This window comes from Kitasatospora sp. NPDC088160 (genome assembly GCF_044741445.1).
Taxonomy (GTDB): domain Bacteria; phylum Actinomycetota; class Actinomycetes; order Streptomycetales; family Streptomycetaceae; genus Kitasatospora.
The window spans coordinates 107,671-129,708 of record NZ_JBIUSS010000014.1; the positions used below are offsets into that span (position 1 = coordinate 107,671).

Here is a 22,038-nt window from a genome sequence, read left to right on the forward strand (position 1 = left end):
AGGGAGGGCGCCCGCGCGGATCCGGACGGTGGCGAGCACGGTGGCGGATCCGGACGGTGGCGAACACGGTGGCGGATTCGCCACCCCGGATCCGCCACCGCGCTCGCCACGGCCGTTCGGACGCTCCGCCGTGCAAAGCGGCCCGGGAGCAAGCACGGTGGGGGCGTGCTGAGGAGAACGCTGGTGGCCCTGTGCGCTCTGTGCGTCCTGCTGTTCTGCGTGCCGGCGACCGGCGCGCAGGCCAGGTCGCCCGGGTGGGCGGTCGTGGTGGTGGACCAGGAGTCCCGTAGCGTCCTGGTGCTGCAGAGCGCCGAGGAGCTGATGGCCTACCGGGGCCCGGGGCGGCTGCCGGTCGTGTGGGGCTGGAGCGCCGACCGGGCGGCCGGGCTCGCGGACCTGACGCCCGCGCGGAGCTGGACGAATCCGGACGAGGCGAAGAGCCGGGTGCGGCAGGGCCGGCGCTACCTGCTGACCACCGCCTCCGGCGGCCTGGCCGCCGTCGTGGACACCACCACCGGCGCGACCCGCTGGGCGGCGGACCTGGGCGGGGCGGCCAATCCGCACAGCATCGAGCTGCTGCCGGACGGCAACGTCGCGGTCGCGGCGAGCGGCGGCGGGTGGGTGCGGCTGTACGCGGCCTCGCAGGGGCCGCGCGCCACCGCCCACGCAGGCTACCCGCTCCCGGGCGCGCACGGCGTGCACTGGGACGGCCGGACGGGCCTGCTCTGGGTGCTCGGCGACGACGTGCTGACCGCGCTGCGGGTGGGCGGCACCCCGGCGGCGCCCACCCTGACCGCCGTCCGCTCGACGCCGCTGCCCGACCACGGCGGGCACGACCTCGCGCCGGTGCTGGCCGAGCCCGGACGGTTCTGGGTGAGCACGCTGACCGGCCTGTGGCGGTACGACCCGGCGGCCGACCGCTTCACCGCCGTGCGGCTGGGCGACCCCGCAGCCGTCCGGGACGTGAAGAGCGTCGGGGACGAGCCCGGCACCGGACGGCTGCTGACCGTGGCCCCCGACCACAGCGGGCCGTGTTCCTGGTGCACCTCGGTGATCACCCTGCACCGGCCGGACGGGACGCGGATGCTGCGCGGGACGCATCTCTACAAGGCGAGGTGGTGGGGAGGCTGGTAGCAGATCCGCGACGTGCAGGTGTCGGTTTCGGGGTTCGGGTCGGCGATGCCACCCGTTCTGCCGACGGCATTCGGATGATGGGGCATATTGTGTACCCCGCCAAACTACTCCAATAGGAGTGAGTTTCCCGTCGCCGTCCGTAAACCATCCGTCGACCGTGTCGGCTGGGATAGCGTCGAAGGCGTCGGGGGGCCGACACCGATTCGGTGTATTCGAACACTAGTTACCGGGCCGTAATGGCCGGAATGAGTCATGGAGAAAAACGTGTCGAATTTGATGCCGGAAAACATGCCGGAGAAAATGCCGGACACCGTCGACGACCTGCAACTCGCGGCGGAATCGCTGGCCGCTTTCCCGGCCCGGGGCGCGGCCGTCGGCGCCGATGTCACCGAGCGCCTCGCGGCGGTCGCCGAACTCTGCCGGTCGGTCGACGCGGTGCTCGACAGCCTGGTCGTCCAGGTCGCCGCGGAAGCGGCCGAGGAGGGTTGGACGGCGGCCCGGATGGCGGCGGAACAGTCCGGTTACTACGCGAGGTTGCGCCGGGCACTGCTCCCCGCCGCGACCGGCGCCGGGCTGACGCAGCAGTGAGCGCGCTGCACCCGGGCGTGCACGTGCTGTCCTGCCCCACCCGGTGGAGCGACGTCGACGAGAACGGGCACATCAACAACGCCCGGCTGGTCGGCTACGTCCAGGAGGGGATTTACGACATGTTCTGCCACCACGAGACCGCCGTCCGGGACGCCCTGTTCCCGTCCGGATTCATTATCGCGCGGCACGAGATCGATTTCCTGGAGCAGTTGTACCACCGGCCCGAGCCCTTGTCGGTGCAGTTGACGGTTGAACGGATCGGGCGGAGTTCCACGCATGTCGTGGTGAATGTCTGCCGTGACCCGCTCACCTTTATGCGGGCCAGGACCGTGGTGGTCGCGCGGGACCGTGAATCCGGCCGCTCGCGCAAACTCAGTTCGAACGAGCGGCGTTTTCTCGAGGCGTTTATGCCGGATGCCGTGCAGGCCGTCGCGGTCCCGCCGGCCGCGCCGGCTGTGTCCACCGTGCCCGCTGTGCCCGCCGCACCGGCCGTGCCGGTCACGGCGCCTCCGCCGCAGCGCGTGGCGGCCCGCTCGGGCGCCGCTCTGCCGCACCGCACCCGCAGACGGTGTCGGGCGTCGGTGGCCTGACACCCGGTCCCCTGGTGGCCCCGCGCCGGGCAGGGCGCGGGCCGGCGGCGTGATCGACAACGGCGTCGATCCGTCCGGCCGGTCTCCCTGCCGCCGTGCCGCCGTGCCGCAGTACGCTGAGCAGCACGGGTACCGGCGAACCCCAGGCGGTCACGGGCCGTGACGGCGCAGCCGACCGGACCTCGCCGCCACCAGCCGTCCGCCACGGGCCGTCCGCCACACCAGCCGTCCGCCGCCTCCGGGCCTCCGGGCCACCGGGCCAGGGATCGTCCGCGAGAGGGCCGGCGGCTCTCGGCCTCCGGCTTCCGGGCGGAGCGCAGCCGGTTCCCGCCGACCGGAAGGAGGACGCGATGACCATCTCCCCGGAGGACTTCCGCGCCCGCGTCGTCGACTGTGGGGAGTACCCGAGCGAGGCGGAGGCGGAGCACGCCATCCGGGTCGTGCTCGCGCTGCTCGGTGAGCACCTGGTCGGGGCCGAACGGGCCGAGCTCGCCGACGCGCTGCCCGAGGCGTACGCCCCGCTGCTGCGCGATGCCGGGCCCGCCGCCGAACCGCTGACCGCCGAGCGCTTCGTGCGCGGCGTGGTCGGCTGGATCGACGGCGCGACCGAGGCGACCGGGCCGTGGGACATCGGGGCCGTGCTCGGCACCCTCGCCGACCTGGCCCCGGGGGAACTGGTCGACCGCGTGGTCGAGCAGCTCCCGGACGGCTACGATCTGCTGTTCGGCCACCCGGTGCCGGCCTGGGCCGGCGCGCCGGTGGTGGCCCGGAACAGCTCCGCACCCCGGCCGGTCAGCTCGACCGGTCCGGCGCCCGGCCGCAGGTAGACGGACGCGCCCCGGGGGAGGTCGAGGTCCGCGAAGCCGGGGGCGTGCAGTCGGGCGCGGCCCTCGACGCACAGCAGGATCTGCGGGGTGGGCAGCTCGGCGCGGACGGCGGCCGGGCCGGGGCGCAGCCGGGAGAGCCTGAACTCCTCGGCGGGGGAGGGGAATTCGTCCTCGAATCGGTCGCCTGGGAGTGCCGTGAGGACCTGCGGTTCATCGGCGCGGAAGGACGTGACCGCCAGCAGGCCGTCGACGTCGACGTGCTTGGGGGTGAGCCCGCAGCGCAGCACGTTGTCCGAGTTGGCCATCAACTCCACGCCCACGCCCCGGAGATAGGCGTGCGGAACCCCGGCGTCCAGGTAGAGGGCCTGGCCCGCCGTGAGCCGGACGTGGTTGAGCAGCAGTGCGGCGATCAGGCCCGGGTCGCCGGGGTACTGCGCGGCGGCGCGGGCGTAGCCGGCGCAGGCCTCGGCGAACGGGCCGCCCTCGGCCGCGAGCCGGTGCAACGCCCTGGTGACGTCGCCGAGTTGGGTGCGGGTCGGCCGGTCCTCGGCCAGGACCCGGCGCAGCAGCGCGGGCAGGGCCTCGGCGGCGGGGTGCGCGCGCAGGTCGTCCGCCCAGGGGGCGAGCAGCGGGACGGCGAGCGCGTCCAGCAGCCGGGCCGTTCCAGGGGCCGGGCGGAAGCCGCACAGTGCTTCGAAGTCCCCGAGGGCGCAGATGAGTTCGGGCTTGTGCCCGGGGTCCTTGAAGACCCGTTCGGGTGCGTCGAGCGGGACGCCGCGAGCCTCCTCGGCCGCGTACCCGGCCGCCGCCTGGGTCCGGGTCGGGTGGACCTGGAGGGAGAGCGCCCGGTCGGCGGCGAGCACCTTGAACAGGAACGGCAGCGTCGGGCCGAACCGCCCCACGGTGTCCGGCCCGAGCATGGCGTTCGGGTACCGCTGGATGAGTTCGTCCAGCGGCTGCGGCCCGCCGGTGCCGTCCGGAGACAGCAGCTCGGAGGGCGCCGACGGGTGTGCGCCCATCCACAGTTCGGCCTGCGGGGCGCCGGTCGGCGCGGTGCCGGTCAGCGCGGGGATGGCGGTGGGCGAGCCCCACGCGTACGGGCGGACCGGGTTGTGGAGCAGGGCGAAGGGCGGGAGCGACATGGCGCGGCCTCCGAGGGGTTCGGGTCAGCGGCAGAGCGCGGCCGCGCCGATCAGCCCGGCATCGGTGCCGAGTTCGGCGCGGCGGACGTCGAGGCCGCGGATGTAGGACAGCGTGGCGTAGCGGTCGAGGTGGCGGGCGAGCGGTGCGAACAGGACGTCGCCGGCGGTGGCGACGCCGCCGCCGACCACCACCCGGTCGAGGTCGACCAGGGCCGCGGTGGCGGCGATCCCGGCGGCGAGGGCCTGGGCGGCGCGGTCGAAGGAGGCGAGCGCGACCGGGTCGCCCGCCTCGGCGTCGGCGGCGACGGCCCGGGCCGAGCGGTCCTCCCCGGCCGGGCGCCAGCCCTCGGCGAGGGCCCGGCGGGCGATGGCGGTGCCGCTGGCGAGGCCCTCCAGGCAGCCGCGCGAGCCGCACGGGCAGGGCTCGCCGTCCAGGTCGACGCTGATGTGGCCGAGGTGGCCGGCGTTGCCGCTGGGCCCGGGGCGGACGGCGCCGTCGAGCACCAGCCCGGCGCCGACCCCGGTCGACACCACCAGGCACAGCGCGTTGGCCGTGCCCCGGGCGGCGCCCTGCCAGTGCTCGGCGGCGGCCATCGCGACGCCGTCCCCGGCCAGTTGGACGGGCAGCCGCCGGGCGGCCACCGCCGGGTGCGCGGCGACCTCGGCGACCAGCGGGAAGTCGAGCCAGCCGGGGATGTTGACGGGGCTGACGGAGCCGGCGACGAGGTCGACCGGGCCGGCGCTGCCGATCCCGACGGCCGTCACGGCGGACCAGTCGGCGGTGCGGGCGAGCCGGTCCAGCACCTCGTGCACGACGGCGAGCACGGCCGCGCCCGGCTCCCGGGCCGGGGTGGGCAGTTGGTGCCGGTGCCGCAGCCGCCCGTGGCCGTCGACCAGCGCCCCGGCGATCTTGGTGCCGCCGATGTCCACGGCGGCGAACAGCGGGGTGGCGGCGGGCGGCGGGGTGAGGGTCATCGCGGCGGGCTCCAGGCGGGTTCGGGCGGGGGCGGCGCCCCGGCGGGCGGGCCGGGGCGCCGATCAGCGTAGTGCGGCATGCGGGGCGCGGTGGGCGGGGGTGCGAGACCCCGAACGGCGGCCCCGAACAGCGGGGCCCCGAACAGCGGGGCTCCGAACGGCGGGTCCCCGAAACGGCGGGTCCCCGCCCGCCCGTCAGCCGGCGGTGCTCAGCCCGCCGCGCTCAGACGCAGCGTGACCAGCTCGAACGGCCGCAGCGCCAGCCGCACCGCGCCGTCCTCCACGGCCACCTCGCCGCGGGTGCCGTCCCAGGGCCGCTCCAGCAGGTCGCAGGGGACGGCACCGGCCAGCGGGTAGGAGGTGGTGAGCAGGCCCCGGGCGCGGCCGCCACCCGCCTCGTAGACCCGGACGATCAGGTCGCCGCTGCGGTCGTCGGCGAGCTTGACCGCGCTGACCACCAGCGCGTCGTTGTCCAGCTGCACCAGCGGCGCGACCTGCTCGGCGGTGCCGGTGACGCGCCGCTCGGGCAGGCCGATCCGGTAGCCCTCGCGGACGGCGTCGCCGATCGCCGCACCCGGGACGAGGGCGTGCCGGAAGCGGTGCAGGCCCTGGTCGGTCTTCGGGTCGGGGAAGCGGGGCGCGCGCAGCAGCGAGAAGCGGACCGTGGTGGTGGTGCCGCCGTCGGTGTCGCGCACGGCGCGGGTGACGTCGTGGCCGTAGGTGGAGGCGGTGACGAGGGCGACGCCCCAGCCGGGCTCGTCGAGGTGGACGAAGCGGTGGTTGCAGGCCTCGAACTTGGCGGCGTCCCAGCTGGTGTTGGTGTGGGTGGGCCGGTAGAGGTGGCCGAACTGGGTCTCGGCGGCGTACCGCTCGGTGTGCACGTCCAGCGGGAACGCGGCCTTGAGGAACTTCTCGGTCTCGTGCCAGTCGACCTCGGTGTCGATGTCGAGCCGCTGCTCGCCCGCCCGCAGGGTGAGCGTCTGGACGACGGTGGACGAGCCGAAGGAGCGCGCCACCCGGACGGCGGCCTGGTCGGGGGCGGAGAGCGCCGTCAGCGCGTCCACGGCGGTCAGGTCGGTGACGGTGTTGCGGTAGAACTGGTCGACGTCCCAGGCGTCCCACATGTTGGGGAAGTCCGGGTGCAGCTGGAGCAGGTTGGCCCGGGTGCCGGGGGCGACGGTCTCCCGGCCGCTCGCCACCTCGACCACCGACGCCACCAGGCCGTCGGCGTCCACGACCACGTCCAGCAGCCCGTTGCGCAGCAGGAAGCCGCCCTCGGGCCGCTCGATGACCTCGCAGGCGCCCGAGCCGAGCACGGCCGGGGCGGCCCCGCCGGCCGGGACGGCCGAGCGCGGGTGCGGCGCCGAGTTGAACACCAGCTCGCGCCCGCCGGCGGTGTCCCCGGCGAGGGCCTGCTGGGCGCCGTCGATCAGCGAGTCCAGCTCCGCGGCCAGCGCCGCGTACGTCGCCTCGGCCTCGCGGTGCACCCAGGCGATGGAGGAGCCGGGCAGGATGTCGTGGAACTGGTGCAGCAGGACGGTCTTCCAGATCCGGTCCAGCTGCTCGTACGGGTAAGCCGCGCCGGTGCGCAACGAGGCGGTGGCGCACCAGAGTTCGGCCTCGCGCAGCAGGTTCTCGCTGCGCCGGTTGCCCTGCTTGGTCTTCGCCTGGCTGGTCAGGGTGGCCCGGTGCAGCTCCAGGTAGAGCTCGCCGACCCAGACCGGCGGGTTCGGGTACTCGGCCTCGGCCTTGGCGAAGAACTCGGCGGGCTTCTCCCAGCGGACGGTGGCCGAGCCCTCCAGGTCCTTCATCCGGCCCGCCTTGGCGACCATCTCGCGGGTGGTGCCGCCGCCGCCGTCGCCCCAGCCGGTCGGGGCGAGCGAGTGCCGGGCCACCCCCTTGTCCTTGAAGTTCCGTGCCGCGTGGGCGATCTCGCTGCCCTTCATGGAGCAGTTGTAGGTGTCCACGGGCGGGAAGTGGGTGAAGATCCTGGTCCCGTCGATGCCCTCCCAGAGGAAGGTGTGGTGCGGGAACTTGTTGATCTGGCTCCACGAGATCTTCTGCGTCAGCAGCCACTTGGAGCCCGCGTTGCGGATGATCTGCGGCAGGCCGCCGGTGAAGCCGAAGGTGTCGGGCAGCCACGCCTCGTGGTTCTCCACCCCGAACTCGTCCAGGAAGAACCGCTTGCCGTGCACGAACTGCCGGGCCATCGCCTCCGAGCTGGGCATGTTGGTGTCGGACTCGACCCACATGCCGCCGGCCGGGACGAACCGGCCCTCCGCCACGGCCTTCTGCACCCGGGCGTACACCTCGGGGCGGTGCTCCTTGATCCAGGCGAACTGCTGTGCCTGGGACATGGTGTAGAGGAAGTCCGGCTCGTCCTCCAGCAGCGCGGTCATGTTGGCGGTGGTGCGCGCCACCTTGCGGACGGTCTCGCGCAGCGGCCAGAGCCAGGCCGAGTCGATGTGCGCGTGGCCGATCGCACTGATCCGGTGCGCGGACGGCACGGCGGGCGCGGCCAGCACGTCGGTGAGCTCCGAACGGGCGGCGGCCGCCGTGCCGTTGACGTCCTGGAGGTCGATCGCGTCGAGCGCCCGCTCGACCGCGCGCAGGACGTCCCAGCGGCGGGCGCCGTCCACCGGCAGCTCGGCCATCAGCTCGCCGAGCACCTCCAGGTCGATCACCAGTTGCCAGACCGTCTCGTCGAAGACGGCGAGGTCCATCCTGGTCAGCTTGTACTGCGGCTGGTCGCCGGCGGTGTCCTTGTCGCCCAACTCGGTGGGCAGGAAGGGGTGGTAGTCCAGGATGACCGGGTTGGAGGCCGCCTCGACGTGCAGCAGCACCTGCTCGCCGCCGGCCGCGGGGGCGGCGATGCGCACCCACTGGTTCTGCGGGTTGAGGCCCTTCACCGGGGTGCCGTCCGGGCGGTAGACCAGGCCCTCGCACTGGAAGCCGGGCATGTTGGCGTCGAAGCCGAGGTCGATCAGCGCCTCGACCGTCCGCCCGGCCCAGGCCTGCGGCACGGTGCCGGTCACGGTGATCCAGCTGGTGCCCCACGGCGCGCCCCAGGCGTCGCCGACCGCGATCGGGGTGCGCGGCGCGGCCAGGCCCTCGGCGACCGGGACGGGCTCGCCGGGTGCCGTCCAGATGCCGACCTCCAGCGGGACGGACTCGGGGTAGACGGCCGGGCGGATGCGCTCGTCCAGGACGCGCTTGAGGCGGGACTCGACCAGCGTGCGGTCATCGTGCATGTCAGCGGGCTCCGTTGCGTGACTGAGGGGTAACGGCTGAGGCGAAGGGTCAGAGAGAACGTACGTCGTCCGGGTGGACCACCTCGGTGATCCCGCGCGCGGCCAGGTGGGCCTGGTCCTCGGCGTGTTCGGCGAGGACGGTGGTCGGGCGGGCGCCCGCCTCGGCGAGGCGCATGAACGCCTCGTAGACGGCGCCGCCGGGCCCGCAGGCCGAGCGCTTGGGCGCGGTCACCTCGTCCCCGGTGGCCACCACCACGGCGGTGGTGCGCGGCTGGGGCGGCTGCCAGGAGCGGCGCGCCTCGGCGGCGGCCTCGGCCAGCCGAGCGCCGGCCGGTTTGACCGCGCGGTCGGTGGTGAGCAGGCCGAGGCTGTACTCCAGCTCGGGGAAGTCGGCCAGCGACCGGTCCACGTCGTGCGAGCACCACCAGGTGACGCCCCACACGTCCGGGCAGTCGAGTACGGCCTCGACGGTGGCGCCGGTGAACCGGGCGGCGTCCTCGGCGGTGATGTGCGGGGCGGGGGCGCCGACCTCCTGCAGCCAGACCGGGCGGGCCGGGTCGTCCGCCCAGGCCTTGGAGAGCTCGACCAGGTAGGCGGCGTGCTGCGCGGTGGCGGTGGAGTGGGCGCCGTAGCGCTGGGCGGTGCCGTTGAACACCCAGGAGTGCACGGCGGTGGCGGCGCCGATCCGGGCCGAGTGCCAGGGGGTGAACGGGTGTTCGTCCAGGTACCAGGCGGCGTCGTAGGAGGCGTGCAGGTGCATCCGGCCGGGCGCGCCCTGCTCGCAGGCGTCGAGCATCCGGCGCAGCCAGGCGTCGGCCTGCCCGGGGGTGATCCGGTCGGGGTCGGGGTGCGGTTCGCCGGAGAACTGGTTGATCTCGTTGCCGAGCGTCATGCCGAGGAAGTTGGGCCGCTCGTGCAGCGCCTCGGCGAGGGTGCGCAGGTAGGCGGCCTGGCCGTCGAGGACCTCGGGGTCGGTGAAGATGTTCCGCCGGTGCCAGGTCTGCGTCCAGGAGGGCAGGAAGTCGAAGCTCGACAGGTGGCCCTGGAGGCCGTCCACCGCGACGTCCAGGCCGCGTTCGCCGGCCGCGTCCACCAGGGCCGCCAGCTGCTCGACGGCGCGCGGGCGGATCAGGGTGCGGTTGGGCTGGAACAGCGGCCAGAGCGGGAAGACCCGGACGTGGTCCAGGCCGAGTGCGGCGATGGAGTCGAAGTCGGCGCGGACGGCGTCGAGGTCGAAGTCGAGCCAGTGGTGGAACCAGCCGGCGCTGGGCGTGTAGTTGACGCCGAAGCGGGGGCGCTGCGGTGCGGGGTTGCTCATGGGCGGGTGAGTCCTCAACGGGTGTGGGGCGAACGGGCGGTGGGGTCAGGAATCGTCGGACACGTCCGGCCGGGGCCTAACCCTTGACGGCTCCCTCCTCGACGCCCTTGAAGAAGAAGCGCTGGCAGACGCCGAACACCACGACGATCGGCAGGAAGGCGATCATGGTGCCGGCCGCGATCAGCCGCGGGTTCGCGGAGAAGGTGCCGTTGAGGTACTGGAGTCCGACGGTGAGGGTGTACTTCTGCGGGTCGTTGAGCACGATCAGGGGCCAGAGGAAGTCGTCCCAGGCGCCGATGAAGGTGAAGATGACGATCACGCTGAGCATGCCGCGCACGTTGGGCAGGCCGATGTGCCAGAGCCGCTGCCACACGGTGGCGCCGTCGACCAGGGCGGCCTGGTCGAGTTCGAGCGGGACGGCGGCGAAGGCGGTGCGCATCAGCAGTACGTTGAGCATGGCGATCGCGCCGGGCAGGGCGACGCCGGTCAGGGTGTCGGCCAGACCGAGGCCGCGCACCAGCACGTACTGGGAGACGATGGTGACCTCGCCGGGGAGCACCAGGGTGGCGAGGAAGAGGCCGAGGACGAGCTTGGCGCCGCGGAAGCGCAGCCGGGCGAGCGCGAAGCCGGCCAGGGTGCAGCCGACCACGTTGCCGGTGATGCAGATGGCGGCGACGATCAGCGAGTTGAGGGCGTAGGTCCAGACCGGGATGGTCTCGGCGACCTTGCCGTAGTTGCCGAAGGTCAGCTGTTCGGGGATGAAGCTCGGGGTGCTGGTGTAGACGTCCTCGTTGGGACCCTTGAGGGAGGTGGAGAGCTGCCACAGGAACGGCCCTACCACCAGCAGCAGGACGAGCACCAGGAGCAGGTAGCGGCCGGCGGTCTGGGCGGTGGAGGGGGTGTTGAAGCCCCGGGAGCCCTGGGAGCCCCGGGAGCCCTGCGAGCCCCGGGAGCCCTGCGAGCCTTGAGCGCGGCGGACGGCCTTCGAACGGGGGGAGGTCACGGGGTTCAGGCCGCCTTCCGGTTCAGGCGCATCAGCAGCAGCATCGGGCCGAGGGTGATGACGAACAGCATCAGGCTGAGCGCGGAGGCGTAGCCGAGGTGGCCGTTGAAGCCGCGGCTGTACATCTGGATCAGCATCACCACCGACATGTCCCGCCCGCCCGGGCCGCCCTGGCCGTGGGAGAGCACGTACAGCTCGGAGAAGACGCGCAGCGCGCTGACCGAGATGAGGACGGAGACGAGCATCATGGTCGGCCGCACCCCGGGCAGGGTGACGTGCCAGAACCGTCGGATCGGGCTGGCGCCGTCGACGGCCGCCGCCTCGTGCAGTTCGCGCGGGACGTTGGCGAGGGCGGACAGGTAGATGACCATGTAGTAGCCGAAGCCCTTCCAGACGGTCAGGGCGATCGCGCTGAACAGGAGCAGCCAGCGGTCGGTGAGGAAGGCGACCGGGGAGTCGGTCAGACCGGACTGCTGGAGCAGGCCGTTGACCAGGCCGCGGTCGTCCAGCACCCAGCCCCAGATCAGCGCCACCACGACGGCGGAGGCGATGACCGGGGTGTAGAAGGCGGTGCGGAAGAAGGTGATGCCGGGGATCTTGCGCTGGACGAGCAGGGCGAGCAGCAGCGGCAGGATGGTCAGCAGGGGCAGGCAGACCAGCATGAAGACGATGCTGTTGAGCAGGGCGTCTGCGAGTTGTTCGTCGTCGAGCAGGCGCCCGTAGTTCTCCAGGCCGGTGAACTGCCCGCCGCCCAGGGGCTTGGCGTTGGTGAAGGACAGGATCACCGTGTTGACGGCCGGCCAGAGGTTGAAGACGGCCAGCCAGAGTATCGCGGGCCCGGCGAGCAGCCAGGGGGTGAACCAACGCCGGTGGGTCATGCCGTTGCCTTCCTGGGGGTGGTGCGGGTCATTCCCGGGTGCGGCGGGCGGGGGTGGCCCGCCGCTTGACCGGTACGGTCGGGGTGGCGCCTGGCCGTCAGCCCTTGAGCAGCTTGTTGCACTGTTCGACGGCGGAGTCCAGCGCCTGCTTGGAGCTCGCGTCGCCGCTGATGGCCAGCGCGATCTGCTGGTTGACGATGGTGCTCATGGCGTCGTCGACCTGGACGGGCTGGATCAGCTTGGCCTTGGCGAGCGAGTCGAAGGCGACCACCTTGGCGTCGCCGGCGTTGGTGCCGTCGCTCTTGCTGAAGAACGGGTCGTTCGCGGAGGCCTTGGTGGACGGGAAGACGCTGGTCAGGTGGGAGAACGCGGCCTGGTTCTCGGCGCTGGTGACCCAGCGGGCGAGGGCGACGGCGGCGGCCGGGTTCTTGGTGTTCTTCGGGATGGTCAGGCCCTGCACGTACAGCGGCGGGACGCCCATGGTGGGGGAGGAGACCATCTTCGGGGCGATCGTCGGGTTGTCGGTGGCGAGGCTGGTGATGAAGTTGCCGCCGCCGGTGGTCCAGGCGGCCGTGCCCGCGTTGAAGAGCTTGGAGTTGCCGACGTAGGTGTTGGTCAGCACGTCCTTGGGCAGCAGGCCCTCCTTGAAGGCGTCGCGGTACTTGTCGAGCAGCGCGGCGGCCTCGGGGGTGTTGAAGGTGAAGGACTTGCCGTCGTCGGACATGAGCTTCACGCCGGCGTTGTAGAGGTCGCCGAGGCCCGGCTTGCGGCTCATCAGGTAGGTCTGGCCGCCGGACTTCTCCTTCATCGCCCGGGACTGGGCGATCAGGTCGTCCAGGCTGGCGGGGAGCTTCTTCGGGTCCAGTCCGTTCTTCGTCAGGAGTTCCGAATTCCAGTAGTTCACATCGGTGTTGAGGTACCACGGGTAGCCGAAGGTGCCGTTCAGGCCGGTGTAGCGGTAGGCCTCGACGCCGCCCGCGACGTACTCGTCGGCGAGCTTGGGGTCGGCCTTGAGGACGTCCAGCAGGAGGTCCTTCTTGGCCAGCGGGAAGGCGAAGTCCGGCGGGAGGTTGACCACGTCGGGCAGGCCGCCGGACGCGGCCTGGCTGAGCACCTTGTCGGAGTAGCCCTCGCCGGGCTGGTCGAGCCACTCGACCTCGACGCCGGGGTACTTCTTCTTGAAGCCGTCGAGGACGCCCTGCATGTAGTCGGTGAACTTCGGCTTGAGTGCCCAGGTCTGGATCGAGACCTTGCCCTTGACCTCGCCGGTGGCGGCCGCACTCGCCACGCTGTCGCTGTTCTTGCTTTCGCTGGAGCCGAGTCCGCAGCCGGTGAGTGCGGCCGCGGTGAACGCCGTCGTGGTCAGTGCCGCCCAGATTCTTCGCATGAGGGTCTCCCGGTCCTGGGGGTGGGTGGGGGATCGTGCCGAGCTCGGGGGGTGGTTTTGGGTCACGGGGGTGGTGCCGAGTTCCAGAACCTGTCTTACTAAACCGGTCTAGCTATGCCAGGGACTATGCTCCCGCCTAAACTTGGATGTCAAGAGAGGAGTCGGGTTCTGTGGCCAGACCGACGATCGCCGACATCGCGCGCCAGGCCGGTGTCTCCAAGGGCGCGGTGTCCTTCGCGCTCAACGGCCGCCCCGGCGTGAGCGAGGCGACCAGGGCCCGGATCCTGCGGGTCGCCGAGGAGATGAACTGGCGCCCGCACAGCGCCGCGCGGGCCCTCGGCGGAGCCAGGGCCGACGCCGTCGGGCTGGTGATCGCCCGCCCGGCCCGCACCATCGGCGTCGAGCCGTTCTTCAGCCAACTGCTGTCCGGCCTCCAGGCGGTGCTCTCGGCCAGCTCCGTCGCACTGCACCTGATGGTGGTCGAGGACACCGCCGCCGAGATCGAGGTCTACCGGCGCTGGGCCTCCGAGCACCGGGTCGACGGCTTCATCGTCGTCGACCTCCAGGTCCGCGACCCGCGGCTGCCGGTGCTGGACGAACTCGGCCTGCCCGCCGTCATCCTGGGCGGGCCCGGCAAGGGCGGCGGCCCGCTGCGGATCTGGGCCGACGACCGGGAGGCGATGCTCTCCATCGTCGACTACCTGGCCGCCATCGGGCACCACCGGATCGCCCACCTGGCCGGGCTGCCGCACTTCCAGCACACCCAGCGGCGGATCCGCGCGCTGCGCGACGCCTCCCGCCGGCTCGGACTGGAGGAGGCCGTGTCGGTGCCCACCGACTTCAGCGACGCCGAGGGCGCCGCCGCCACCCGCACCCTGCTCTCCCGGCCCCGGCGGCCCACCGCGATCGTCTACGACAGCGACGTGATGGCCGTCGCCGGGCTCGGCGTGGCCGGGGAGATGGGCGTCGCGGTGCCCGCCGAACTGTCCATCGTCTCCTTCGACGACTCGGTGCTGGCCCGGATCGTCCACCCGCCGCTGACCGCGCTGAGCCGGGACACCTTCGCGCTCGGCGAGCAGGTCGCCCGCAGCCTGCTGGCGGCCCTCGACGAGGCCGGCCCGGGGCGCGACCTGCAGATGCCCACACCGCGGCTGACCGTGCGCGAGTCCACCTCGCCGCCGGGGGCCGAGCCACCCGACGGGGTGGTTGCTGCGCGAGTCGTTGACAGCGCTCCTGAACCGGTTTAGGTTCGCTGCGCCGAGCGGCCTCCGCCCGGCGCGCACCCAGGCCCGCACCCTCCGCAGGCCCGCACCCCCGGCGGGCCCGCCGCGTCGCGGCTGCGGCCGGCCGCAGCCGCGACACGGTCACCCCGCCTCCTCGCGCACCGCCACGCCCACATGCACCCGGCCCGTCCACGCCGACGGCCCGCCCCCACCCACCTCCGCTCGATCGGAGCCACCGCATGTCACGACGGATACCCCTGCTGCTCAGCGCCGCCCTCGCGGCCGCCGTGCTGGGTGCCGCCCCCGCCGCCCACGCCGGGCCGCAGGCGCCCACCACCCCGGCCGCCGGCACCCCCGGCACCCAGCCCTACGCCTCGTACTGGTACCCCTCCACCATCCTCAACTGGGACCCGGCCACCGACCCGGACGCCCGCTTCAACCGCTCCCGCGTCCCGCTCCAGCCGCGCACCAGCGACCCCGCCCTCAAGGCCAACCCCAACGCCCGCACCGGCGAAGGGAAGATCGCCTCCCTGGTCTCCTTCGGGCCCACCTCCAACAACCCCTCCCAGGGCTCCGCCGACCCCAACTACTACGCCTTCGGCTACTGGCAGTACGTCGACAAGCTGGTCTTCTGGGGCGGCTCGGCCGGCGAGGGCCTGATCCTCGCCCCCAACCCGACCGTCATCGACGCCGCCCACCGCAACGGCGTCAAGGTCTACGGCACCGTCTTCTTCCCGCCCGCCGCCTACGGCGGCCAGCTCCAGTGGCTCCGCGACTTCGTCCAGAAGTCCGGCAACAGCTACCCCGTCGCCGACAAACTCGCCCAGGCCGCCCAGTACTACGGCTTCGACGGCTGGTTCATCAACCAGGAGACCGGCGGCGGCGATTCGGCCCTCGCCACCGAAGTGCGCAACCTCATGCAGTACAGCAAGGCCAAGAGCGGCACCGAGTTCATGTGGTACGACGCCATGACCACCTCCGGCTCGGTCAACTGGCAGAACGCCCTCACCTCCGCCAACTCCCCGTTCCTCCAGGACGGTTCGAAGCGCACCTCGGACTCGATGTTCCTGAACTTCAACTGGAGCTCCGGCGGCCTGAACTCCTCCCGCGCGCTGGCCCGGCAACTCGGCCGCAGCGAGTACGACCTCTACTCCGGCATCGACACCGAGGCCAACGGCTACAACACCGGCGTCGACTGGAAGTCCCTCTTCCCGACCGGCCAGCCGCACACCACCTCGCTCGGCCTCTACCGGCCCGAATGGACCTGGAAGTCCGCCACCGACCGGGCCGACTTCTACGCCAAGGACGCCCGCTACTGGGTCGGCGCCGACAACGACCCGTCCAAGGCCAACCCCTCCGACAACTGGCCCGGCCTGGCCGGCTACGTCGCCGAGTCCTCGCCGATCACCGCCAAGCCCTTCGTCACCAACTTCAACACCGGGCAGGGGGACTTCTACAACTCCGCCGGCACCCGGGTCGCCACCGGTGGCTGGAACAACCTGTCCCTCCAGGACGTCCCGCCGACCTACCGGTGGATGGTCGACTCCAGCGGCAGCAAGCTCACCCCGTCCGTCGACTTCACCGACGCCTACCAGGGCGGCTCCTCGCTGCGCCTCACCGGCACCCTGGACGCCGCCAACACCGTGCGGCTGTACGAGACCAAACTGCCCGTCGCCGCGAACACCAAGCTGGACCTGGTGGTCAGGACCCCGGCCGCCGGGCCCACCAAGCTCAAGGCCGCGGTCTCCTTCACCGACGCGCCGAACAGCTTCACCACGATCGACGTCGGCGCCAACTCCGGTACCGGCTGGGAGCGGCACACCCTCGACCTCGCCCCGTACGCGGGCCGTACCATCGCCCAGCTCGCCCTCCGGGCCGACGGCTCCGACCCCGCCTACGACGTGCGGATCGGCCAGATCTCCGTCCACGACGGCGACGTGGGCGCCCCGGCGGCGCCCAGCGGCCTCACCGTCCTCGGCGCGAGCGACGTGACGGCGGGCTCCAGCCAGTCGCTGCGGCTCTCCTGGACGGCCGCGCCCGGCGGCGACGTCCACCACTACGAGGTGTACCGGCGCAACGCCGACGGCAGCCGGACCTTCCTCGGCGCGACCCCCAACGACGCGTACTACGTCGGGCGGCTCGACCGGGCCGGCACCGAGGACGCCACCACCCTCGACGTCGAGGCCGTCTCCACCACCTACGGCCGCTCCACCGCCGCCTCCACCACCGTCGGCTGGACGGGCACGCCGCCCGCGACCGGCGGCAACCTGGCGCTGAACCGCCCGGCCACCGCCTCCGGCCAGTGCAACGCCGACGAAGGCCCGGCCAAGGCCGTCAACGGCAGCGCCAACGGCGGCACCGGCGACAAGTGGTGCAGCCTGAACAGCTCCAAGTGGCTCGAGGTGGACCTCGGCTCGGCCAAGCAGCTGTCGAAGTTCGTGGTCAAGCACGCGGGCGCCGGCGGCGAGAGCGCGGCCTTCAACACCCGCGACTTCTCGATCCAGGTCCGCTCGAACACCACCGACCCCTGGACGACGGTCGCCGACGTCACCGGCAACACCGCGGGCACCACCACCCACCCGGTGACCACCACCGCCCGCTACGTCCGGCTGGTCGTCACCAAGCCCACCCAGAACACCGACCCGGCCGCCCGCATCTACGAGTTCGAGGCCTGGGGCCAGTAACCGGGCACGTCAGCAACTCCCGCCGGGCGCGGCACCCAACCCCGCGCCCGGCCCCCGCACCTGCACCGAAAGGACCCTCCCCGTGCCGGTCACCATCACCGCCGTCGAGAACACCGACCTCTTCACCGGTCCCGAGGAAGCCCCGCGCCAACTGCTGCGGGTCACCCTCGACGGCCCGGCCGCCCGGATCACCGTCAGCGGCCCGGGCGTGCGCGGCGAGGCGACCGGCACGGGGCTGGTCGAAGTCCCGTTGGAGCTCACCGGCGCCCCCGAGCCGGGCACCGAACTCCCCGTCACCGTCGAGGCGGAGGGCGCCTCCGTGGACGCCCTGGTGGAGGTCGCCGAACCCGGCTGGACGATGTTCCTGGTCTCCCACTTCCACTACGACCCGGTCTGGTGGAACACCCAGGCCGCCTACACCTCCCCCTGGGAACTGCTCTCCGCCGACGCCACCACCCGGCCGCTCTGGGAGCGCAACGGCTTCGCGCTCGTCGACGCGCACATGGACCTCGCGCTGCGGGACCCGGTGTACAAGTTCGTCCTCGCCGAAGTCGACTACCTCAAGCCGTACTTCGACCAGCACCCCGAGCGCCGCGAGACCCTGCGCACGCTGCTCGAGCGCGGCCAGGTCGAACTCGTCGGCGGCACCTACAACGAGCCCAACACCAACCTGACCGGCGCCGAGACCACCATCCGCAACCTCGTCTACGGCATCGGCTACCAGCGCGACATCCTCGGCGGCGACCCGCAAACCGCCTGGCAGCTCGACGTGTTCGGGCACGACCCGCAGTTCCCCGGCCACCTCGCCGCGGCCGGCCTCACCGGCAGCGCCTGGGCCCGCGGCCCCTTCCACCAGTGGGGCCCGATCCAGAAGAACTTCCGCGAGGCCAAGGACGACGCCCGGGTGATGCAGTTCCCGAGCGAGTTCGAGTGGATCGCCCCCTCCGGCGAGGGCGTGCTCACCCACTACATGCCGCACCACTACTCGGCCGGCTGGTGGATGGACTCCTCCCCGGACCTCGCCACCGCCGAACAGGCCGTCTACGAGCTGTACCGCAAGCTCAAGCCCGTCGGCGCGACCAGGAACCTGCTGCTGCCCGTCGGCACCGACTACACCCCGCCCAACAAGTGGGTCACCGAGATCCACCGCTCCTGGGCCGCCAAGTACCTCTGGCCGCGCTTCGTCTGCGCCACCCCGCGCGACTTCCTCGACGCCGTCCGGGCCGAACTCGCCGCCACCGGCCGCCGGCCCAGCCCGCAGACCCGCGACATGAACCCGGTCTACACCGGCAAGGACGTCTCGTACATCGACACCAAGCAGGCCCAGCGGGCCGGCGAGGTCGCGGCCGCCGACGCCGAGAAGCTCGCCACCCTCGCCGCCGTCCACGGCCTGGGGCAGTACCCCACCGCCGCCCTCGACAAGGTCTGGCGCCAACTCGCCTACGGCGCCCACCACGACGCCATCACCGGCTCCGAGTCCGACCAGGTCTACCTCGACCTGCTCGGCGGCTGGCGAGAGGCGCACGACCTCGCGGCCGCCGTCCGGGACCAGGCGCTGGACGCGCTGACCGCGCGGATCTCCACCGCCGGCGTCGGTCCGGAGGGGGCCGGCGGGTCGGCGGTGGCCGCCGGTTCGGCCGTGGTCGTCACCAACACGCTCTCCTTCGACCGGACCGACCTGGTCGTCGTCCAACTTCCCCCGCAGACCGGGGCGGTACGGGTGCTCGACGACCGGGGCGAGCCCGTGCCGAGCACCGTCGACCGGGGGGCCCTGCGCTTCCTCGCCGCCGACGTCCCCGCGCTCGGCTGGCGCACCTGGCGGCTGGTGGAGGGCCCGGCGGCGGAGCCCTGGACGGCGGCCGAGGGGGTGGTGATCACCAACGACCGCTACCGGGTGAGCGCCGACCCCGTCCGTGGCGGCGGCCTGTCCTCCGTCCACGACCTCCTGCACGACCGGGAGTTGATCCAGGGCGGCCGGATCGGCAACGAACTGCGGGTCTACGAGGAGTACCCGCAGCACCCCGACTTCGGCGAGGGCCCCTGGCACCTGGTGCCCAGCGGACCGGTGCGCGGCTCCGGCACGGCCCCGGCCGACGTGCGCCGCGAGACCGGCCCGCTCGGCGAGCGGCTGGTGATCGGCGGCACCGTCGACGGGATCCGCTACGAGCAGACCGTCACCCTGTGGCGGGGCCTCGACCGGGTCGACTGCCGCACCCGGGTCGTCGACTACTCCGGCGCCGATCGGCTGCTGCGGCTGCGCTTCCCCGTCGACCTGCCCGGCGCGCTGCCGGTCAGCGAGGTCGCCGGCGCCGTCGTCGGGCGCGGCTTCGCCCTGCCCGACGTCGACTCCGCCGAGGCGCCGTGGACCTTGGACAACCCGGCCAACACCTGGTTCGGCCTCGGCGCCACCGCGCGCGCCGTGCTGTCCGATCCGGCCGGATCGCCGCTGGGGGAGCGGGCGTTGGGCGTCGCCGAGGTGGTCGTGCCGAGCCTGGACGACGCCGCCGACGCCCGCCCGCTGGTGGTCGCCCTCGCCCGGGTCGGCGTCACCGCCACCACCTCCGGCGCCGACTGGGCCCGGTACGGCTGGCTGGACGTCGACTCCAACCTGCCCGACTTCCGGATCGTCCTCGGCGGGCCGGAAGAGAACGACGCCGCACGGGAGTTGATCGAGCGGGCCGGCGAGGAGTACGCGAGCGTCCTCAAGACGCACGGCGCGGTGTGGGTGCCCGCACTCACCCCGCTCGCCGAGGTCTGGCAGCCCGGCGCCGACCTGCGGGACCTGCGGGCGCTGCCCGCACTGGTCGTCACGGACGCCGCCGCGCTCGTCGCGGACCTCGCCGACGCCCGGATCGGCGCCGTCTGCCCGTCCGACGTCGTGGACCAACTCGCCGACCACACCGTCGCGTTGCTCAGCTTCGGCCTGCCCGGCTTCGCGGTCGACACCACTGGAGCCCTGCACCTCTCCCTGATGCGCTCCTGCACCGGCTGGCCCTCCGGCGTCTGGATCGACCCGCCCCGGCGCACCCTGCCCGACGGCGCCTCCTTCCAACTCCAGCACTGGACGCACGAGTTCAGTTACGCACTGGTCGGCGGCCCGGGCGACTGGCGGAGCCAGACCCTGCCCGCCCAGGGCCAGGAGTTCAACCACCCGCTCCACGCCCGGATCGCGCCGCCGCAGGACGGGCCGCTGCCGGCCACCCTCTCCTGGCTGCGGGTCGAACCGCAGCGCGAAGTCCTGCTCGGCGCGCTCAAGCCCGCCGGCAACCCCATCGCGCACGGCTCGGCGGCGGCCGTCGGGCGCGAACTCGCCGTCCGGCTGGTCGAGTCGACCGGACTCGGGCGCACGGCGGAACTCGGCGGCGCACTCGGGCTGAGCCACCTGCGGCCCGCCGACCTGCTGGAACGCCCCCTCGGCGAGGCCGTCGAACGCGTCGACCTCGCCGGCTCGCAGATCGCCACCCTGCTCGCCGCCCCGGGCGTCGCCGCCGAGCCCGGCGGCCCGGTCCTCGGCCCGGTCGCCGAACCCGCGCAACCCGTCCACGCCCGCTACTGGCTGCACAACCGGGGTCCGGCGCCGCTCGGCTACCTGCCGGTCTCCGTCGGCGCCTCGCCCGGCCTGCTGCAGACGGACGGCGAGGCGGTCGAACTCTCCGTCGCCCTGTCCTCACAACTGCGCGACGCGGCGGTCGAGGGCACGGCCGTCGTCCTGCCGCCCGAGGGCTGGCAGACCAGCCTCGGCAGCCGCCCCTACCGGCTGGAGCCCGGCGGCCACCTGCGCTTCCCGGTCACCCTCACCCCGCCCGCCGAAGTCCTGCCCGGCCTGCACTTCGCCGCCGTCCGGATCGTGCACGACGGCCAGGAGATCGAGGACGTCGTGACCATCGCCGTCGGCGACCTCCCCAACCTGCTGCCCGTCCCCGGCGACGCCCCCGAGGACTGGACGATCGCCCAGGGCACCAAGGCCACCACCGGCCGCGACACCGGCCTGGACGTCGCCGTCTCCGAGGAGACCCTGCGCGTCACCGCGGGCGGCCGCACCACCCTCGGCCTCACCCTCACCAACCGCACCCGCGGCGAGATCCGCGGCGAACTTCAACTCGTCTCCCCCTGGGGCACCTGGGACGCCATCGCCGACCCGGTCCGCGGCTTCACCGTCCCGGCCGGATCGTCCTCGACCGTGGCCTTCGAGATCGCCGCCCCCGAATCCACCGACCCCGGCGCGTACTGGGCGCTGGCCAAGGTCATGTGGTTCGGCCGCTGCCAGTACTCCCCGACCGTCGCCCTGGAGGTGGAGGCATGACCCTCGGTCTGCTCGACGGAAAGCCCCTCCCGCGCGCCGCCCTCGACCACCGCCTCGCCGCCCTCCGCACCGGCCCGCGCTCCACCGCCCTGCCCCAGCCCGGCAGTTCGGAGGACCGCCAGCTCAGCCGCTGGGTCGCCCAGGTGCTGCTGACCGAGGCGTTGTGCGAGGCGGTCGCCACCGAGCGCGACCTGCCCGTACGGTCCACCGGCCCGGCCCGCCTGGACCAGCAGGCCGCCGTCGAACTCGGCTCCATCACCGCCGCCGCCTACGAGGGCAGCCCAGCCGTCCGAGCCGTCTACGCGGCGGTCACCGCCGACGTCGAACCCTCCGCCGCCGACGTCGCCCACTACCGCACCCTGACCACCCGCCCGCCGTCGGCCGTCTGGCACCTCGCCCTGCCCGACGGCGAACTCGACGCCAACCCCGACACCCTCCCGACCGCCCTCGCCGAAGCCCTCCGCGAGGCTCCGCCCGGCACCTGGGTCACCGCCGGCCCCTGGAGGGCCGCGCTCCGCTCCGTGCACACCGTCACAGAGGAGCACGACCCCACCGCCGACCTCACCGAGGCCGCCCGCCGCGCCGCCTTCGTCCGCTGGCTCGACCACGAGCGCGCCCGACGCCTCACCCTCGTCGAGGGATTGGAGCACCCCGGCGACCCGGCCCAACCCGACAACCACCACCGCCACTGAGACGCCACCGCTGCCGACCTCGCCGGGATCACCAGCGAGGTCG

Annotated in this window: 15 protein-coding genes; 8 read left to right on the forward strand and 7 right to left on the reverse strand. The window is 73.2% G+C overall.

What is annotated here, in order from left to right; genetic code table 11:
• The first annotated feature begins 165 nt into the window (after positions 1 to 165).
• From ACIOGZ_RS22895 to ACIOGZ_RS22910, 4 genes are all read left to right on the forward strand, one after another.
• Positions 166 to 1,134 carry a DUF6528 family protein gene (locus tag ACIOGZ_RS22895; protein ID WP_400803129.1) on the forward strand — a complete coding sequence of 323 codons (969 nt, stop codon included), beginning with the start codon at positions 166 to 168 and terminating at the stop codon, positions 1,132 to 1,134.
• A 288-nt stretch (positions 1,135 to 1,422) separates the two neighbouring features.
• Positions 1,423 to 1,722, forward strand: coding sequence for a hypothetical protein (locus tag ACIOGZ_RS22900; RefSeq protein ID WP_350880739.1), 300 nt, complete (start codon positions 1,423 to 1,425; stop codon positions 1,720 to 1,722).
• Complete coding sequence (locus ACIOGZ_RS22905; RefSeq protein ID WP_400803125.1) at positions 1,719 to 2,312, forward strand: acyl-CoA thioesterase; 594 nt, start codon at positions 1,719 to 1,721, stop codon at positions 2,310 to 2,312. Before ACIOGZ_RS22900 ends, ACIOGZ_RS22905 begins: the two co-directional genes overlap by 4 nt.
• A 350-nt stretch (positions 2,313 to 2,662) precedes the next feature.
• On the forward strand, positions 2,663 to 3,139 hold the full coding sequence (locus ACIOGZ_RS22910) for a DUF2267 domain-containing protein (protein WP_079135401.1): 477 nt from the start codon (positions 2,663 to 2,665) through the stop codon (positions 3,137 to 3,139).
• On the opposite strand, the gene manA is transcribed toward ACIOGZ_RS22910, so the two are convergent.
• The 7 genes from manA to ACIOGZ_RS22945 form a co-directional block, all read right to left on the reverse strand.
• The gene (gene manA / locus ACIOGZ_RS22915) at positions 3,022 to 4,281 is read right to left on the reverse strand and encodes a mannose-6-phosphate isomerase, class I (RefSeq protein WP_400803121.1); all 1,260 of its coding nucleotides are present in this window, start codon (positions 4,279 to 4,281) and stop codon (positions 3,022 to 3,024) included. The genes ACIOGZ_RS22910 and manA overlap by 118 nt on opposite strands.
• Before the next feature lie 24 nt (positions 4,282 to 4,305).
• Positions 4,306 to 5,256, reverse strand: coding sequence for an ROK family protein (locus ACIOGZ_RS22920; RefSeq protein ID WP_400803118.1), 951 nt, complete (start codon positions 5,254 to 5,256; stop codon positions 4,306 to 4,308).
• Between the two features lie 209 nt (positions 5,257 to 5,465).
• Positions 5,466 to 8,507, reverse strand: coding sequence for a glycoside hydrolase family 38 C-terminal domain-containing protein (locus ACIOGZ_RS22925; protein WP_363581799.1), 3,042 nt, complete (start codon positions 8,505 to 8,507; stop codon positions 5,466 to 5,468).
• Between the two features lie 49 nt (positions 8,508 to 8,556).
• Positions 8,557 to 9,825 (reverse strand): glycosyl hydrolase, encoded by a 1,269-nt coding sequence (locus ACIOGZ_RS22930; protein WP_363581802.1) that lies wholly within the window; start codon positions 9,823 to 9,825, stop codon positions 8,557 to 8,559.
• A 76-nt stretch (positions 9,826 to 9,901) separates the two neighbouring features.
• The gene (locus ACIOGZ_RS22935) at positions 9,902 to 10,828 is read right to left on the reverse strand and encodes a carbohydrate ABC transporter permease (protein ID WP_363628372.1); all 927 of its coding nucleotides are present in this window, start codon (positions 10,826 to 10,828) and stop codon (positions 9,902 to 9,904) included.
• Positions 10,829 to 10,833: 5 nt separating this feature from the next.
• Positions 10,834 to 11,706, reverse strand: coding sequence for a sugar ABC transporter permease (locus ACIOGZ_RS22940; RefSeq protein WP_363581806.1), 873 nt, complete (start codon positions 11,704 to 11,706; stop codon positions 10,834 to 10,836).
• Between the two features lie 97 nt (positions 11,707 to 11,803).
• Positions 11,804 to 13,093, reverse strand: coding sequence for a sugar ABC transporter substrate-binding protein (locus ACIOGZ_RS22945; protein WP_363581808.1), 1,290 nt, complete (start codon positions 13,091 to 13,093; stop codon positions 11,804 to 11,806).
• Positions 13,094 to 13,263: 170 nt separating this feature from the next.
• On the opposite strand from ACIOGZ_RS22945, the gene ACIOGZ_RS22950 reads away from it, so the two are divergent.
• From ACIOGZ_RS22950 to ACIOGZ_RS22965, 4 genes are all read left to right on the forward strand, one after another.
• The gene (locus tag ACIOGZ_RS22950) at positions 13,264 to 14,340 is read left to right on the forward strand and encodes a LacI family DNA-binding transcriptional regulator (RefSeq protein WP_363581810.1); all 1,077 of its coding nucleotides are present in this window, start codon (positions 13,264 to 13,266) and stop codon (positions 14,338 to 14,340) included.
• 215 nt (positions 14,341 to 14,555) lie between these two features.
• Complete coding sequence (locus tag ACIOGZ_RS22955) at positions 14,556 to 17,000, forward strand: endo-beta-N-acetylglucosaminidase (protein ID WP_363628374.1); 2,445 nt, start codon at positions 14,556 to 14,558, stop codon at positions 16,998 to 17,000.
• Between the two features lie 82 nt (positions 17,001 to 17,082).
• Positions 17,083 to 21,303 carry an NEW3 domain-containing protein gene (locus ACIOGZ_RS22960; RefSeq protein WP_400986992.1) on the forward strand — a complete coding sequence of 1,407 codons (4,221 nt, stop codon included), beginning with the start codon at positions 17,083 to 17,085 and terminating at the stop codon, positions 21,301 to 21,303.
• The gene (locus tag ACIOGZ_RS22965) at positions 21,300 to 21,995 is read left to right on the forward strand and encodes a hypothetical protein (RefSeq protein ID WP_400803106.1); all 696 of its coding nucleotides are present in this window, start codon (positions 21,300 to 21,302) and stop codon (positions 21,993 to 21,995) included. Before ACIOGZ_RS22960 ends, ACIOGZ_RS22965 begins: the two co-directional genes overlap by 4 nt.
• Positions 21,996 to 22,038 lie beyond the last annotated feature (43 nt).